The following is a 14,973-nucleotide window of genomic DNA, read 5'->3' on the forward strand; positions in this document are numbered from 1 at the left end:
CCTATTCTTGTTTTTCACGGCATGTTGAATAACAAATGCAGAATGTGACTGCTGCCGACACTGATCTTAGTTGTATAAGCACAAAACTAGGCGTACACATATCGGCTTAGGCGACAATTAAGCTTTCAGCCTTCCGACCAACGGAAGGTAATTTGCTCTTCTCCAGGGAGTGACGAAATGGGCGACGTGACGCTTCATCTGCCCCATAATGCCAGTTGTGCGAGCCAACAAATTCTACAAAAAGTCCGCGAAGAAATGCCAAAGAAGCCCGCAAGCCCCAACAAGCTTTCGGATATTTTGAGGCGCGCCAAGGGTGGTTTCACCCATCGCAGGTTCAAACAGCACACAGCATAACGACAACGAAAATTTAAAATATTTGACCTGCCGGCTTGCTGGCAGGTCAAAAACGCGTGCTTCCCGCCGAGACGTGCTGGGTTGCTTACGATGGGCGAGTGCGGGGCATTCGAAGCCCGCCACCCCAATCATTTCAATACATGTTTGTCTCTGCAACCATAGGGTAGTATGACTTGGCGTGGACTCGTTGAAGTTGCAGCTCTGCCAGACCTTGCTATTATCGTTGCGATTGTTATGTCGCCCGGCTCAACAGGCGCCTTGACGCAGTCGGTTGACGTTGCTCGTGCGCCGGGATTGACCTGGCGACGATACACTTTCGAACTAGTGCATATTTCCGCTTTTGATCTAACGACGTAGCCTGAATTGTTGAATTGTTTTCAACCTGCCGCCATGGCCTGATGCGACCTGAGCCGCATTCATTAGTTGGCTCTAAGTCCTCTTAATCACTGTGTCACGGGCAGATGTGGGAGGCACCAATGGATGAGGAGGATGAACGGAAGGAACGAGAGGACTACGCGCCCTACCTCACTTCAATCTGGGGTTACCTCATCATCTTTCTGATCATCATACCGGTAGTCTTGTATCTGGGCCGTCAGTTCGGAAGGTAGTAGTCGTGCCGTTCATCGCGTTGAAGAAGAGGGCAAAGACCCCCGCAGCGAATATTCCAGCCACATTCGATGACAACACACGCTGCTTTGACGGTGAATTCAAAGCCTATCTCTATTGGCCGCTCGCGGTCGTGTTGATCGCAATCGCTGCGAGCAGTTATCTCGCCGGAATGTATTACGCCTCGTGAGCTTGCCAGCGCTCAGCGCGGAGCCTCGAATTCCGGAACCTTGCTGTCCTCGCCGAAAAACAGCTTCTTGGGATCATCTGCAAAACCCGAAACCGCCCTGTCGATGCTGTCGACCGAACGCCGGCTCGCCGAAATGAATTTCTGCACCTCCGGCAGCTTCGTGCCGGTGAAACTGCCGATGTTCTTCAAGATGGACGCCAATTGAGCATCCAGTGTTTTGGCCTGCTGTTGATAGGCTTCAAGCTTGGCGCGTGCATCGCTGACCGCGCTGCCTTTATCATCTGACAGTTCGCGATCGACCTTGGCCAGGGCATTGTCGATTTTCACGGAGGCTTCGTTGATGCGGGCGATCACGTCGCGCGCATCATGCGTGATCTCATTGAGGCTTTTTGCGCGCTCGCCATATTTATTGATCAGATCGGTGCTGGCAGCCAATTTGTCTGTCGCCGCCTTGGCCTGGTTGATGCCTTCGACAAATGGCCCGCGGGTGTCAGCAATGTATTTCTCGGTCGCCGTCGTTGCCTTGTCGACGCGGTCAATCCAGTCCTGCGCGGTCTGAACCAGGGTTTTCAACGATGTGGGGTCAATGTCGACGCGCGCAACAGTGTCCTCCTTTTCCGCCTCCTCCAGGAGCTTGGGCTCATAGGCCTTGCCGCCTTTCAACTCGATATAGGCGCGGCCCGCCAGCAATTCGAACGCAAGGGTCGCGACGGTCGAACGCGTAATCGGCGTTGTCGCATCGATATCGGTTTGGACGATGACGGCGTCCGGATTGGTCGAATCGATATACAATCGACGCACCTGTCCCACCTTCAACCCATTGAAATAGACCGGACTATTGGCAGCAAGGCCAGTCACGGATCCGGGGACCCTGATTTCGAGCGTAGCCGTCTCGCGCGTCTCTCCATAACGCCCGATCCAGTAAAAGAAGCCGAATGCGAGGAAACTCACCGCAAGCAAGAATATAGCTACAAGAAAATAGTTGGCCTTGGTTTCCATTGAAATTCCGGAATGAACACAGGTTCAGAAAATTGATCTTCTCATTACCGCCTCATGTCGCGGCAAATCAATGGCGTTCAGTCTTAAAGCGTTCCAATGCACGCATTGATCGAGGTGTTAGTTGTGACGAATGGCGGATTGGCGAAGTTTGGCAGCCGTGCCGGGATCGGCAAGCCCGGCCCGGGGCTTCGGCACGTATGGCGCTCGCCCAGCGTTCGGATTAACTTGAATATTCAAGAACGCATTTTCGGATATTGTCGAACAATGATGAAGCTCGAGGGGATTGCAACCTTTGTCGCCGTGGCCGAAGCAGGCTCGATCAGCGAGGCCGCACGTCGGCTGCGGCTATCGAAATCGATCGTCAGTGAAAGGCTTGCCGAGCTTGAGCGTCAGATCGGGGCTGTGCTCCTGCATCGCACAACGCGCAGTCTTGCCCTGACAGAGGATGGCGCGGCCTTCCTCGAGCGCGCGGCGCGCATCACCCGGGAGGTGGAGGACGCGGCAACCGACATGGCTGAGCGCCGCGGCCTGCTGGTGGGCCCGTTGCGCATTTCCGCGCCCGTAACTTTCGGGCGCATGCATCTCGGCCCCGCCCTTTTCCCGTTTCTCAAAGCGCATCCCGATATCGAGCTTTTTCTCGATCTTGACGACCGCCGCGTCGACGTGGCGTCGGATGGTTACGATGCCGTCATCCGCCACGGTCCGATTGCCGATTCCCGCCTCATCACCTGGCGCCTTGCGAGCAGTCAGCGCGTGCTCGTCGCATCGCCCGCTTACATCGAAAGGTATGGAACGCCGGATTCCATCGAAGCGCTCGACCAGCACAAAGGTATTTTTTATGCAAACCGCGGCGTGGCCGACTGGAGTTTCCCAACGAACGGCACCGTGACGACCGTCCGTGGCCGGATCGGGCTCAGGGTCAACAATGGCGACACGATGCGCGACGCCGCCATTACCGGGATCGGGATAGCAATGCTGCCGAGCTTCGTCGCCAGCGAAGCGATCAAGGCCGGGCAATTGCAGGTTATCGATATCGGCGTGGCGGCGGCGGCCGAACACATCTATATCGCCCACCCCGAAGGCCGCACGCCCTCGGCCAAGCTGAGGGCGCTTGCCGACCATCTGCGCAAGGCTTTCGGTTCTCCGGCCTACTGGGACTGTTGATCGAAGCCATTCAGCCTGCGTTCAGCAGGTCGACCGTACAAAGATCACGCTAGAAATAATGGGACCGAAGGTTTTTGACTGGACGGCGGCCGTTGCACTTCACGCTGGAACTTTTTCCGGCGCGCAGTTGTTGAACAGTGATAGAATAACGGGTCCGTATGGGAGGTAGACTTCTATGTCCATCAAATATTTGACGCTGGCTGCAGCAGCGGGTCTCTCTGCGGTTTTTCTTTCGGGCTGCGTCGAGACGACAGGTCCTTATTACGGCGGCTATGGCGGATATGGCGGCTATTACGGGACGACCGTCTATAGCGGATTTTACGATGGCCCCGGCTATAATGGCTACCGCTATAACCCTTACCGGAATGACCGCTACAGGTACGATCGCTACAGATACGATCGCTCCCGTTACGATCGCAATGGCAATGACGACCGCCGTCATTACAGCAACAGTGACAACAACCGCCCGAACGTCAACCCGCCGTCAAACTCCCGCCCGTCCTCGAATAACGACGGCGGTTACGGGGACCAGAAGATCTACCTGCCGCGAGGCGGTGACGCCTATATGGGTGGGTCGGGACGGTCGCACCAATAAGCAGCGATGACGCAGCGCATGTTACGACATAGCTGCGGGGAAGTGGTGCAAAAGCAGGGGGGCGTAAACTGGGGGAGCGATAATGTCCGATGCCTTGCTCGAACGCCTGATCCCCTTTATCGGCGAGTGGCGCACGGACGCGACCATTGGCGGCAAGCCCATGGCCAGCGGTCATACACGCTTTGAATGGTTGGCCAACAGGCAGTTCGTGATCCAGCGGGCCGACGCGGATATGGCGCCGAGCCTTCCACGCGAATGGACGGAAAATTCCCCGTTTCCGATCACGTCAATCATCGGGCTCGATGATGCGACCGGGCTTTTCACGATGCTTTACACCGATGCACGGCACGTACACCGCATCGTCAACATGACGGTGGGTGACGGGGTGTGGAAGCTTTGGCGCGATTCCCCGGGGTTCTTTCAGCGCTACGTCGGAACTTTCGACACCGGAGGAAACACGATCAAAGGTTCGTGGCAACGCTCGCAAGACGGCACGTACTGGGCGCACGACTTCGATCTCGTATATCGCAAGGTCGGATAACAAGCCGGACCCTTGAAAGCCCAAGCGCAATATACCGACAATCTAAAGTCTAATACCTTCCACCCTGGAATTGCACTAGGATATCTAATTGACCTTCAGGTCGCAATCTTTCGCACAGCTAAATTGGATAAATACTCATTATCTTGCTGTGTTTTTATACAAATGAACATGTAAAACGCAGTATTCTTTGCTGCTATATATACACACTCATCACTTCGAAAGACGATACTTTATCTATACATTTTGGAGGAATACAGGTGTCAATATACAAACTCACCCGGCGCGCATGCCTCGCTGCCGGCATGGCCGCTTTGTCGGCAATCGGTTTTTCCGCGCCGGCAACGGCAGGAACTTTCCCGGATCATGTGGTTACGCTGGTCGTGCCGTTTGCTGCGGGCGGTTCGACGATGTTGTCGCCCGCGTGATCGCAGCCAAGATGTCTGGTCTGCTCGGCCAGCAGGTCATTGTCCAGAACATGGGCGGCGGCGGCACCAGCCTTGGCGCGAGTTTTGTGGCGCGGGCTGAACCGGATGGCTACACCGTTCTCATGGGCACGGTTGCGTCGCATGCGCTGAACCCCTTGATCTTGAAGACCAAAACCTATGATCCAGAAAAGGATTTTGCGCCCGTATCGCTGCTATTGATGGTTCCTAACATGCTCGTGGTCAACCCGGCACTGCCGGTGAAATCGGTTCAGGAACTGATAGACCTGCTGAAGGCCAATCCCGACAAATACAGCTATGCCTCCTCCGGCACCGGAACACCGCTGCATCTGTCGGGGGAACTCTTCAAGAAAATGGCCGGCGTATCGATGCAACATGTCCCTTATAAGGGCGCAGGCCCGGCATTGAACGACGCTCTTGCCGGCCAGGTCCAGATCCTCTTCGATAATCCCCCTTCGGCGGGACCGCACGTCAAAGCGGGCACATTGCGCGCTTTAGGCGTGACCACCAAGGAAAGGGTCGGGGTTTTGCCTGATATTCCGGCCATTGCCGAGACCATTCCAGGCTATGAAACCTATACGTGGAATGCGCTTTTCGCCCCGGCCGGCACCTCGCCCGAGGTGGTTGCAAAACTCAACGAGGCTGCCAACAAGGCGCTACAGGACCCGGACTTAATCAAGCGACTGACGGATCTTGGCGCCACCGTCGTCGGTTCCACCCCGGAGGAACTGGCGGCCCATGTGAAGGCAGAAATCGCCAAATGGACGCCGATTGTCAAAGAGGCCAACATTCAACTGGATTGAGGCAATCGAGGTGGAGCGGGGGTGCGCCCCGCTTCCCGCCGACTTTCAGAAACGCTCGGGACACACTGCTATCGTGTTGCCGAAGGTGCCCGGAAATCACGCATTGATCTTCTGGAATATTGTCTTGACCGTGCGGTGCAGCCAGGGCCATCGCGCCAATAGCCCCGACAGTCTTCGCGTCAACTGACTGGGAGGTCGATATTCAGCAAGGTCCTTGGCGATGCGTGCGGCGTCCTTCTGCGGGTCGGCCTCGCGGAATGCCTGGGACAAGATTTCGATCGCAGACGAGCGTGCGGCCTCGATGGACTGTTCCGCTGCATCATCGCGCTTGTAGAAGGACGACTCGCGCGTTTCTTCAAGATAGGACAATCCCCACTTCTGGTCCGGCTCGAGATGACAGCCCTCGCCCCATTCGTTCCAGGCATTGATGAAGATGAAATTGTCTTCGCTCGTGTCAAACTCGGCTCGCGTATAGGCCCGCAAATAGCGCAGCCATCTGCCAAAGAGTGACGGGTTGGAATTTATGATCGTCGTTGCCGTGTTCTGGCGGCGCGCGGTGTTGTCCCAGCTTGGAATAATTCCACGATATAGCCGAAATGCGGGCACCGGCCGGTTGACGCTCTGGGCTACCATCTTCCGGTAGTCGACAAAGCGGCCGGAGAACTCCGGATTGGTCGTGACCGGCGACCGGTCGGGCCGGCTTTCCGCACCGATGAATTTGTGCGGCGGGAATTCGACCAGTGCATCGGCCCCGCACTCTTGAGGCGCCGAGATATCATAGAAATCCACCGCGGCAATGTGCAGGTCTGGGAACCCCTGCCGCTTCGCAAATTCGCGCCAGACGGCAAAACTCTTCTTCGGGTTTGGAATTTCTTTGGCGTGATAGACGACAAGCAGCGGATTACCGTCGATCTTGATATAGCGATCGTCCTTGAAGTAATCGATGAGGCTGGCGATGAAGGCCTCATCATCGCCTTCGGCATATTTCTGTTCGAGAAGCACGCTCCTGGTGTCGCCGTCCCAGGTCCGGGTCCAGTTTTCGTTGGCCCAGCAGAGGCAAAACTTAATATCGATATCCGATTTGAGAAAGTTTTCTGCGGGACGTTCAAGAATGCGTCGCCCGCTGAACCAGTAATGGTAAAAGCAGAAACCGTAGATGCCATATTGGCGCGCCAGCGCAGCCTGTTCCGCCAGGGGTTCCACGTAGGACAGATCGTAGAAGCCGAGCTCGCGCGGGATATGCGGCTGGTAATGGCCGTCGAAATTGGGCCGGCCGCGCGCGACATTGGTCCACTCGGTAAAGCCGGGACCCCACCACTGCGAATTCTCCTTCACCCGATGAAACTGGGGCAGATAGAAGGCGATCAGCTTGGAAGTGTCTGTGGATACTGCGACACTTCGGCCGCTGTCTGAAATATCCGGGCCAATTGGATTGGCAGCAGATTCAGAACGCTCGGGCCCAAAAAGGCGGTTCATTGGCTACCTCGTCCTAGTGCTCGCCCGGGGCACAAATTTTGGCGATCCCGACTGGATTCGAACCAGTGACCGTCGGCTTAGAAGGCCGGTGCTCTATCCAGCTGAGCTACGGGACCGTTTGGTATCGGCGCGCCCATCCTGGCGGATAGCCGCAAAATTCAGTAAATCAATGCGTCCAGGGCTGCTTGCGGTCGAAGCGAAAATTTTCCGAATAGGAGACGGCGCGGCGGCGCGTTTCCTTGGGTTCCAGCACTGTAAAAGCGATGCCGTTTTTTTGCGCGTAGGCGATCGCCTCTTCCTTGGTCTCGAAAGTCAGGCGAATCTGGCTCTTCATGTCGCGCGATGAGGTGTAGCCCATCAACGGTTCAACCTTGCGGGGCTGCTCCGGCTCATATTCAAGCGTCCAGGTGTCGGCTTTCGCCTTCCCTGACTGCATGGCTGTTTTTGCTGGACGATAAATGCGCGCTGCCATCGAAGAATCCCTTTGTCTGCAATGCCGATATATTACAGGCTTTTGCCGAACTCCAGCAGCAACTTCACTGAAAATGGTCGGAGCGGCAGGATTCGAACCTGCGACCCTCTGGTCCCAAACCAGATGCGCTACCAGACTGCGCTACGCTCCGTCCGTTCTTGGACGCTGAGTTCCCTATTGTCTTAGCTTCGATAACGCAAGAGCCGAAATCAAGAAAACGGTCTAAAACGGAATAAACGGGTTGCAGTGGCGCGTTGTGCCGCCAAAAGCCCTTACCACGGTGTCAGTCTGAAGCACAAAATCAGACAATGGAATCTGAACTGACAGGGCCTACGACGTCGAACTGTAGGTTACAGTAATGTACTTTACAGGCCAGATGCTGCCGCAGACACTCCACGCGTTGCAAGTATCACGGAATGGGGTGCGGCCCTGTGGCGCAATCGCTTCAGGTGATTGCCCCCTCACGAGGACCTTGCTTCGCGTGGCCAAGAGGAGGGTTCCATGCACTCTCGCTATCTGCACGTCTCTCGCGCCTTCATTGCCGCCATTGGCTTTACCGCCCTGACAGGAATCGGTTGCTCGATAGCTTTCGCGCAATCCGTGAGCGGGCAAGCGGGTTCACCGGGAGCCACGACCACGATCGACGGCAAGCAACTTCCCCCACCACCGCCAAAGTTTGGCGGGGTGATCAAGGAAAAGGCCGCGGACTCGCAACCCTGGTGGGCGCCGCGTGTCGTACCCCCGAAAGGCGCGCCCAACATCCTCCTGATCATGACGGACGACCAGGGCTTTGGCGCTCCAAGCACCTTTGGTGGCGTCATACCGACGCCGGCGATGGACCGGATCGCCAATGCCGGACTGCGTTTCACTAATTTCCACTCGACGTCGCTGTGTTCGCCGACACGGGCGGCATTGATAACGGGCCGCAACCACCACTCAGTCGGTGCGGGGGTGGTCGGCGAAATAGCCACCGGATACCCGGGCTATGATTCGATCATTCCAATCGAGAAGGCGACGATCGGCACAATCCTCAAGGAGAATGGTTACGCGACGTCGTGGTTCGGAAAAAATCACAACACGCCCTCCTACCAGTCGAGTCAGGCAGGTCCATTTACACAGTGGCCGACAGGGATGGGCTTTGATTATTTCTACGGGTTCGTCGGCGGCGACGCCAGCCAATGGCAGCCGAACCTCTTTCGCAACACCACGGCCATCTATCCCTTCGAAGGCAACCCCGGCTGGAACCTAGAAACGGCAATGGCAGACGAGGCCATCAAATATATGACGCAGTTGAAGGAAATTGCGCCCGAAAAACCGTTTTTTGTCTATTACGTGCCCGGCGCCACGCATGCCCCGCACCACCCGACGCCGGAATGGATCAAGAAGATCAGCGCCATGCACCTGTTCGACGAGGGCTGGAACAAGCTTCGCGAGACCATTTTCGCCAACCAGAAGCGCCTCGGGATCATGCCTGACAACGCCCGGCTGACGCCCTGGCCGAAGGAACTGCCCGAATGGGATTCGCTTGGATTGGAGGAGAAGAAGCTCTTCATCAGGCAAGCGGATGTCTATGGAGCATACCTTGCCTACGCCGACAACGAGATTGGCCGGGTTATTCAGGCCGTCGAAGACCTCGGCGAACTGGACAACACGCTGATCATTTATATCGGCGGAGATAACGGCGCGAGTGCCGAGGGCATGCTCAACGGCACGCCGAACGAGTTCACCACCTTCAACGGCGTCGACGTGCCCGTAAAGGACCAGTATCTCTGGTATCCGTTCTGGGGATCCGAGCGAACGTTTCCGCATTATGCCGCTGCCTGGGCATGGGCGATGGATACGCCATTCAAATGGGTCAAACAGGTGCCATCGCATTTCGGCGGCACCTCACAGGGCGTCGCCATGTCCTGGCCCGGCCACATTACGGATGTCGGCGGTATCCGCCGTCAATTCCATCATGTCATCGATATCGTGCCGACCTTGCTCGAAGCAACCGGCATTCAGGTGCCCAAAACGGTCAACGGGATCGAGCAGCGCCCCATAGAGGGGACGAGCATGGTGTATACGTGGGACAAGGCAAACGCCACCGCGCCGACCCGGCACACGACGCAGTATTTTGAGATGCTCGGCAATCGCGCCATTTACGACAATGGCTGGGTCGCGGCGACAACGCCTGCAACACGGCCATGGGAACTCAGCACCGCAACGCCGCCCGATGTGATCTCCGGTTATAAATGGGAGCTTTACAATGTCGACGAGGATCCGACCCAGTTCAACGATCTTGCGGCGGCCATGCCGGACAAGCTTAAGCAACTCCAGGACCTGTTCTATGCGGAGGCAAAGAAGTACGACGTCCTGCCGCTCGACAATTCGACGCTTTCGCGATGGAATACGCCGCGGCCAAGTCTCACGGCGGGCCGAACCGAATTTACTTATTCTGGCGAACTAAGCGGCGTTCCGGCGAGTGCCGCGCCAGGTACGCTCAACAAGTCCTACACCATCAGTGCTGACCTGGAGATACCAGCAGGTGGCGCCGAAGGCATGATCGTCACCGAGGGCGGAAGGTTCGGCGGCTACGGTCTGTTCCTGAGCAAAGGCGAATTCGGCGTCGGTCGCGGCAAGATCGTGTTTCTCTACAACCTTCTCGACCTCAAGCGGACGATGTGGGAAGGCCCGGAACTGGAACCCGGCAAGCACACAATTGTCTTTGATTTCAAATCGGACGGTAAAGGTCTCGGCACGGGCGGGACAGGCGTCCTTTCAGTAGACGGCAAGGAAGTTGCCAGGAACACGATGGATCACACCATTCCGGTTACCTTCCCCGAGGATGAGAGCTTTGATGTTGGCCTCGATACCCGCACCGGAGTTGCGCTGGTCGAATACCGCTACGATTCCCCGTTCAAGTTTACGGGAACGATCGACAAAGTGACCTTCAAGCTCGGGCAATGAATCACAATGCCGGGGCGCGTAGATCCGAAGCCGCTTCTTTCCGTGATGGCTGCGGCCGAGGGCGCGACCGGGGTGGCGCTTCTGGTTGCGCCAGCAATGCTCGTCGAACTGCTCCTCGGCGCCGGCCTTGATGCGACCGCTGCCACGGTCGCACGTGTAGCCGGTGTTGCGCTGCTCGCCCTTGGCATTGCTTGCTGGCGGGCAAGCGCCGACGCGTCGAGCGATGCCGCGCGCGGGCTGGTCGCGGCCATGCTTGTCTATAATTTCGGTGTCTCCACAGTTCTGGTGCTGGCGGCGTTCCGCCATGGACTATCCGGCATCGGCCTCTGGCCAGTCGCTATCGCCCACATTGCGATCGCTGGCTGGTGCCTCGCATTTATTTTGGCAACTCCCCGCAGCAGCCGTTGAAGCGTCAAAGCGGTTTGAGACTTTTGTTCAATTGACGATGAGCGTGCCCGCTGGTAGCGGTGATATCATGAAAATCGCAATGTTTATCGTCGTGGTTAGAAGGCGCATGGGCAGGATGGCGTAGCCATCCGGCGAAAGCTCCCCATGCGCGTTCCAAGGGCTCCTGACGGGGCTTTTTTTGTGCCCTGAATCTGGCCCTGCCCCGTCAAATCCACTTTCCCCTTTTCGCGACGGATCAAGCCATGACGAGCAACAGTCCTGGCTGCAATACGCCCACTGAGAATGCCAAGATCAACCCACCGCCCATCGCGATCCTGATTTTCTTAACAGCTCTGGCGGCGCTGCCGGTGAACACGATCCTTCCGTCGCTGCCGAATATTGCGGCTGCGTTCAAAGCGGATTTTGCGCTGGTCAACCTGTCGGTGGCCGGATACGCCATCGCCACTGCACTCATCGAACTCATCGCTGGCGCGGTGTCAGATCGCTATGGTCGCCGACCGGTCGCCTTGGCCTCGATCTGCATCTTTATTGTCGCCTCGATCGGCTGTGCCTTGGCCACGAATATCGGTGTATTTCTGATGTTCCGGGCGATGCAGGCATCCATAGCCGCGTGTTTTTCAATCGCCCTCGTGATGATCAAGGAGACCACGGGAGAAAGACGTGCTGCAAGCAGATTTGGCTACCTCGCCATGGGCTGGGCGATTGCACCAATGTTGGGGCCGTCATTGGGCGGGATTCTGGATCAGGCGTTCGGGTGGCGAGCGAGCTTCATTTTGTTCGCAATGTTAGGCGCAGTCGGGCTCGGTCTATCAGCATGGGGTTTGCCTGAAACCGCCTCGGTACGACCCCACCGTAACCACTTTGAGGCCTATGGCCAGCTCCTCGGCTCGGCAAGGTTCTGGGCATACACGTTGTGCATGGCCGCCTCGATGGGGACGCTCTATATCTTCTTCGGCGGGGCGCCGTTGGCCTTTGGCCCCTCCGTCGGTCGGTCGAGTGCGATGTTGGGCATCTATATGGGAATGGTGCCTTTGGGATTTATCCTCGGCAGCTATTTGGCTGGTCGCTATGCTTTCCACGGCGGGACGGCTACGACGCTTGTCTTCGCGCGCCTTATCACCTGCATGGCCCTCGCGGCTGGCCTGACGCTCTCGATGGCAGGCGCCGCCCACAGCCTTGCGTTCTTTATTCCATGCATGTTCGTCGGTGTCGGCAATGGGCTTACCATGCCCGCCGCCAATGCCGGGGTTCTGTCCATTCGAGCCGAACTTGCCGGCACTGCCGCCGGGCTCGCGGCTGCCATCGCACTTGGCGGAGGGGCGCTTACTGCGTCAGTCGCAGGATTGTTTCTGTCGGAACCGGTTTCAGTGCAATTGCTGCTGGGTCTGATGCTCGCCTCTGCGTCGCTGGCGCTGGCGGCGGCAGTCTATGCAGCACTTATCGATCGTCTCCGGGCTCGGTAAGACCACCTTTATGCTAAAGATCGAAAGCGGCCTGCCCTTCGTCGATAGCCGTCACCAGGCTGGCGGCGAGCGCGCGCGTTATCTTCGATTTGCGCTCAAGTGCTGCCCTGTCCAGCCGCTCAACAATCCGATTTGCCGTCGAGAGCGAGCGCTCGATATGGCTTACAAGAAAGCCGACTACGTTAGGCTCGACGGCAATCTGCCTGTCGGCGAAAAGCTTGTAGAGGACGCCGGACAACAGCATGTCGTCCGGTTCACCGATTTCCACTGTCGTCGCCGCCTTCAGGCGGGACGCCAGATCGGGCAGCGTCACCGGCCAGTTGGCCGGCCATTTGCGCGATGTCATCAACAGGCTCGAACCGCTCTGCCGGACGTTGTTAATGAGGTGGAAGAGACCGGCTTCGTCAATTCTACCGTCGCCAATATCGTCGATGAGGAATGGACCGGCCTCACCCGCAGCGGCGCCGATCCGTCGCGGATCGACGACGAGGGCATTGGCCTCGGCCTTCCAGATTGCGGCAAGGTGCGTCTTGCCCGAACCGGTCGGCCCGGCGAGCACCACGACCGGCGCAATCCATCCCGGCCAGCGATCGACGATATCCACGGCCGCCATGTTGGATGAGGACACGATCAGGTCGTCGCGGGAATATCCCGGCTCATGGCCGAGATCGAGCGGGAGTTGGCGGGGCGAAGTCGTGCTGGTCATGGCGATGAAATACAGCCAGCTCTCCTGCCCTGTCACCTCAATTGTTTGGGCTCATCGGATTTGGGGTAGTCGCCTGTGTAGAGCGGGGATTGTTTATAGCGTCCGATCATGAACCGCACGAGAACGCCGATGGCAGCGGCGGTCGGTACGGCGATCAGCATACCGGTGAAGCCAAGGAGCGTTCCGAATGCGAACAGCGCGAACATGAGCCATACGGGATGCAGGCCGACGGACGAACCGACGAGTTTCGGCTGAAGAATATTGCCCTCGATGAACTGGCCGACACCAAAGGCGATGGCCACGCCGAGAATATGGCCCCATTCGGGCCAGAACTGCACCATGGCCACGCCGAGCGCAACGACAAGGCCGACCAGTGATCCGACATAGGGGATAAAACTGATCAGACCGGCAAAGAGGCCAATGAGAAGGCCGAAGTTCAATCCGACAATGGTAAGACCGACAGCATAGATGACGCCGAGCAGGAGGCAGACGGTGCCCTGGCCGCGAACGAACCCGGCGATCGCCTTGTTCATGTCGCGGGCAATGGCACGTATCGTATAGACGTGCTGGCGCGGGACCAGATTGTCGATCTTGGAAACCATCCGGTCCCAATCAAGCAGCATGTAGAATGCCACGACGGGCGTCACGACGAAGAGCGCAAAGACATCGATCAGCGTTTTGCCCGAACTCCAGATCGATTGCAGCAGCGTGGTCAGGAAACCCGCGCCTTGTTGGAGCAGCGAATCGAGGCTGTTGCGGATCACCGAAGCGTCTACGCCGATGAAATTCTTCAGCCATTGCGAATCGCGGTTGGCGATCAACTCCTGCAGGCGCGCCACGTAACTTGGCAGGCGCGCGATGAAATCGCTCATCTGCGAAGCGAGAACGGGCACGAGGATGATAAGGAGCAGCGCGAATGTCACGATGAACAGGACAAGGATGACCACCGTCGCAAGCAGTCGCGACAGGCCGAGCCGCTGCAGCCGGTCCGCCACGGGATCAAGGAAATAGGCCAGCACCATGCCTGCCACAAATGGCAGCAGGATCGAGGAGAACATATAGAGGAAAAGGCCGAGGAAAAGGAGAGCGGCTGTCCAGAACACCGCCTGACGGCGCACGCTGCTGGCAAGCGTATTGACCTCAACTTCCACATGGATGTCACGATCGGGAATTTCGACCGGGATCGCCTGTGTCTTGGTCGTGACTACGCCCTTGCTTTCAGTCTTTGTCATATCCAGCCATGTGTTTTGTCCAGGCGACGAGATAGGCAGTCGCGGAAGCTACGGTCAAGAGGGCAACGCCCCAGGTGAGCACGGCGCGGATGCCGGTAAATGAATAATCAAATGTAATATCGGCAAGCGTCACCGCGACGAGTATGATCTGAAATGCGGTATTCGCCTTCGAGACCAGTAATGGATGCATTGCGACCGGCCTGTCAATGACGGTGCCGAGCACCACCGCTCCAATGATGAAGATATCTCGTGAAACGACAATGACGACGAGCCAGACCGGCAACTCCTTGAGGAACCCAAGGACCACATACAGCGACACGAGCAATACCTTGTCGGCAATCGGATCGAGATAGGCGCCAAGGTCGGATTTCTGGTTGTAGCGGCGCGCGATGAACCCATCGACACCGTCCGAAACACCGGCGATGATAAATCCTGCAAGAGCCGCTCCGACGTAGCCGGACAACAGCGCCATGACGATGAACGGAACCAGAATAAAACGGAAGATGGTGATGTAGTTGGGAATGGTCACGCGTCTTTCTCAAGGCATGCATCTCTGCTCTACATGGCGCGAT

Annotated in this window: 14 protein-coding genes, 2 tRNA genes and 1 pseudogene; 9 read left to right on the plus strand and 8 right to left on the minus strand. The window is 57.4% G+C overall.

The features are described 5' to 3' along the window. Window positions 1–177: 177 nt before the first annotated feature. Both GF108_RS09230 and GF108_RS09235 read left to right on the plus strand, forming a co-directional pair. Complete coding sequence (locus GF108_RS09230; protein WP_153667724.1) at window positions 178–354, plus strand: hypothetical protein; 177 nt, start codon at window positions 178–180, stop codon at window positions 352–354. Between the two features lie 613 nt (window positions 355–967). After that, on the plus strand, window positions 968–1,150 hold the full coding sequence (locus tag GF108_RS09235) for a hypothetical protein (RefSeq protein ID WP_153667725.1): 183 nt from the start codon (window positions 968–970) through the stop codon (window positions 1,148–1,150). Window positions 1,151–1,162: 12 nt separating this feature from the next. Here GF108_RS09235 and GF108_RS09240 read toward each other — a convergent pair whose 3' ends face one another. Next, on the minus strand, window positions 1,163–2,149 hold the full coding sequence (locus tag GF108_RS09240) for an MlaD family protein (RefSeq protein WP_153667726.1): 987 nt from the start codon (window positions 2,147–2,149) through the stop codon (window positions 1,163–1,165). A 264-nt stretch (window positions 2,150–2,413) separates the two neighbouring features. Here GF108_RS09240 and GF108_RS09245 point away from each other — a divergent pair, with 264 nt between their 5' ends. The 4 genes and pseudogenes from GF108_RS09245 to GF108_RS09260 all read left to right on the plus strand — a co-directional run bounded on the left by GF108_RS09245 (window position 2,414) and on the right by GF108_RS09260 (window position 5,695). Further along, window positions 2,414–3,313 carry a LysR family transcriptional regulator gene (locus GF108_RS09245; protein WP_153667727.1) on the plus strand — a complete coding sequence of 300 codons (900 nt, stop codon included), beginning with the start codon at window positions 2,414–2,416 and terminating at the stop codon, window positions 3,311–3,313. Window positions 3,314–3,488: 175 nt separating this feature from the next. Then, entirely contained in the window at window positions 3,489–3,908 is a 420-nt protein-coding gene (locus GF108_RS09250; protein ID WP_153667728.1) for a hypothetical protein, read from the plus strand. An 82-nt stretch (window positions 3,909–3,990) separates the two neighbouring features. Further along, a complete protein-coding gene (locus GF108_RS09255; protein ID WP_153667729.1) occupies window positions 3,991–4,449 on the plus strand; it encodes a hypothetical protein in 459 nt (152 codons plus the stop codon). 257 nt (window positions 4,450–4,706) lie between these two features. Then, window positions 4,707–5,695 (plus strand): annotated as a pseudogene (locus GF108_RS09260) (Bug family tripartite tricarboxylate transporter substrate binding protein). A 96-nt stretch (window positions 5,696–5,791) separates the two neighbouring features. On the opposite strand, the gene GF108_RS09265 reads toward GF108_RS09260, so the two are convergent. From GF108_RS09265 to GF108_RS09280, 4 genes are all read right to left on the minus strand, one after another. Continuing rightward, the gene (locus GF108_RS09265; RefSeq protein WP_153667730.1) at window positions 5,792–7,171 is read right to left on the minus strand and encodes a glycoside hydrolase family 99-like domain-containing protein; all 1,380 of its coding nucleotides are present in this window, start codon (window positions 7,169–7,171) and stop codon (window positions 5,792–5,794) included. Between the two features lie 39 nt (window positions 7,172–7,210). After that, window positions 7,211–7,287, minus strand: a tRNA-Arg gene (locus GF108_RS09270). A 50-nt stretch (window positions 7,288–7,337) separates the two neighbouring features. Further along, entirely contained in the window at window positions 7,338–7,643 is a 306-nt protein-coding gene (locus GF108_RS09275; protein ID WP_027232353.1) for an ETC complex I subunit, read from the minus strand. A 74-nt stretch (window positions 7,644–7,717) separates the two neighbouring features. After that, window positions 7,718–7,794: transfer RNA gene (locus tag GF108_RS09280), tRNA-Pro, on the minus strand. A 350-nt stretch (window positions 7,795–8,144) separates the two neighbouring features. On the opposite strand from GF108_RS09280, the gene GF108_RS09285 reads away from it, so the two are divergent. From GF108_RS09285 to GF108_RS09295, 3 genes are all read left to right on the plus strand, one after another. Beyond that, entirely contained in the window at window positions 8,145–10,592 is a 2,448-nt protein-coding gene (locus tag GF108_RS09285) for an arylsulfatase (RefSeq protein ID WP_153667731.1), read from the plus strand. Window positions 10,593–10,598: 6 nt separating this feature from the next. After that, window positions 10,599–11,000 carry a hypothetical protein gene (locus GF108_RS09290; protein WP_153667732.1) on the plus strand — a complete coding sequence of 134 codons (402 nt, stop codon included), beginning with the start codon at window positions 10,599–10,601 and terminating at the stop codon, window positions 10,998–11,000. A 242-nt stretch (window positions 11,001–11,242) separates the two neighbouring features. Further along, window positions 11,243–12,463 (plus strand): MFS transporter, encoded by a 1,221-nt coding sequence (locus GF108_RS09295; protein ID WP_153667733.1) that lies wholly within the window; start codon window positions 11,243–11,245, stop codon window positions 12,461–12,463. A gap of 13 nt (window positions 12,464–12,476) precedes the next feature. Here the strand turns inward: GF108_RS09295 and hdaA are convergent, their stop codons facing one another. The 3 genes from hdaA to GF108_RS09310 are packed head-to-tail and all read right to left on the minus strand — an operon-like array spanning window position 12,477 to window position 14,930. Continuing rightward, window positions 12,477–13,169 carry a DnaA regulatory inactivator HdaA gene (hdaA, locus tag GF108_RS09300; RefSeq protein WP_153668229.1) on the minus strand — a complete coding sequence of 231 codons (693 nt, stop codon included), beginning with the start codon at window positions 13,167–13,169 and terminating at the stop codon, window positions 12,477–12,479. Window positions 13,170–13,201: 32 nt separating this feature from the next. Continuing rightward, window positions 13,202–14,401, minus strand: coding sequence for an AI-2E family transporter (locus tag GF108_RS09305; protein ID WP_153667734.1), 1,200 nt, complete (start codon window positions 14,399–14,401; stop codon window positions 13,202–13,204). Further along, window positions 14,388–14,930, minus strand: a complete 543-nt coding sequence (locus tag GF108_RS09310; protein WP_370462114.1) for a CDP-alcohol phosphatidyltransferase family protein — start codon at window positions 14,928–14,930, stop codon at window positions 14,388–14,390. The genes GF108_RS09305 and GF108_RS09310 overlap by 14 nt, the downstream gene beginning before the upstream one ends. Between the last annotated feature and the right edge of the window lie 43 nt (window positions 14,931–14,973).

This window comes from Phyllobacterium sp. SYP-B3895 (genome assembly GCF_009647635.1).
GTDB classification, from domain to species: Bacteria; Pseudomonadota; Alphaproteobacteria; order Rhizobiales; family Rhizobiaceae; genus Phyllobacterium; species Phyllobacterium pellucidum.

What these genes read in the sequence shown, in the direction of transcription:
- GF108_RS09250 (WP_153667728.1), top strand. Translation starts at nt 3,489, where the DNA reads ATGTCCATCAAATATTTGACGCTGGCTGCAGCAGCGGGTCTCTCTGCG.
- GF108_RS09285 (WP_153667731.1), top strand. Translation starts at nt 8,145, where the DNA reads ATGCACTCTCGCTATCTGCACGTCTCTCGCGCCTTCATTGCCGCCATT.
- GF108_RS09245 (WP_153667727.1), top strand. Translation starts at nt 2,414, where the DNA reads ATGATGAAGCTCGAGGGGATTGCAACCTTTGTCGCCGTGGCCGAAGCA.
- GF108_RS09265 (WP_153667730.1), bottom strand. Translation starts at nt 7,171, where the DNA reads ATGAACCGCCTTTTTGGGCCCGAGCGTTCTGAATCTGCTGCCAATCCA.
- GF108_RS09305 (WP_153667734.1), bottom strand. Translation starts at nt 14,401, where the DNA reads ATGACAAAGACTGAAAGCAAGGGCGTAGTCACGACCAAGACACAGGCG.
- GF108_RS09290 (WP_153667732.1), top strand. Translation starts at nt 10,599, where the DNA reads ATGCCGGGGCGCGTAGATCCGAAGCCGCTTCTTTCCGTGATGGCTGCG.
- GF108_RS09240 (WP_153667726.1), bottom strand. Translation starts at nt 2,149, where the DNA reads ATGGAAACCAAGGCCAACTATTTTCTTGTAGCTATATTCTTGCTTGCG.
- GF108_RS09230 (WP_153667724.1), top strand. Translation starts at nt 178, where the DNA reads ATGGGCGACGTGACGCTTCATCTGCCCCATAATGCCAGTTGTGCGAGC.
- hdaA (WP_153668229.1), bottom strand. Translation starts at nt 13,169, where the DNA reads ATGACCAGCACGACTTCGCCCCGCCAACTCCCGCTCGATCTCGGCCAT.
- GF108_RS09255 (WP_153667729.1), top strand. Translation starts at nt 3,991, where the DNA reads ATGTCCGATGCCTTGCTCGAACGCCTGATCCCCTTTATCGGCGAGTGG.
- GF108_RS09275 (WP_027232353.1), bottom strand. Translation starts at nt 7,643, where the DNA reads ATGGCAGCGCGCATTTATCGTCCAGCAAAAACAGCCATGCAGTCAGGG.
- GF108_RS09295 (WP_153667733.1), top strand. Translation starts at nt 11,243, where the DNA reads ATGACGAGCAACAGTCCTGGCTGCAATACGCCCACTGAGAATGCCAAG.